Here is a 540-nt window from a genome sequence, read left to right as displayed (position 1 = left end):
ATCCATCTCTAAGTACTCTTCGATACGAGCAACACGTAGACCGTCTTTTTCACCAAAGAAGCTGAACGCCAAACCTTTACTGCCTGCTCGGCCAGTACGGCCAATACGGTGCACGTGCACTTCTGGGTCACGAGACAGCTCAAAGTTGAACACAGCATCAAGATTGTCCACATCCAAACCTCGTGCCGCCACGTCCGTTGCCACAAGAATAGAAACGCTCTTGTTCGCAAATTGCACCAGTGCTTGATCACGTTCACGCTGTTCAAGATCACCGTGAATATCGATCACGCTAAAGCCGCGATGGTGTAATTCATCCGCGACATTTTGCACTTCTTTCTTCGTATTACAGAACACCACCGCCGACTCTGGTTGGTAAGTCAAAAGAAGATTCGCTAGCGCCTCATCACGCGCTTCAGTTCCTTCTACTTTGTAGAAGTATTGAGCAATGCTGGAAGTATCGTGAGTCGATTCAACCTTGATCATCTCTGGCGATTTCATAATACGCTGAGCGATTTTCTCGATCTTCTCTGGGAATGTTGC

The 540-nt window shown here is 47.8% G+C and carries 1 protein-coding gene; it reads right to left on the bottom strand.

Translation table 11 applies throughout. The features are described from left to right. The coding region (locus R7040_RS29400) for a helicase-related protein (protein ID WP_318098039.1) at positions 1 to 540 on the bottom strand (540 nt) is incomplete at both ends.

This window comes from Vibrio sp. 1069 (genome assembly GCF_033340555.1).
This window is presented reverse-complemented; position numbering and strand designations above follow the sequence as displayed.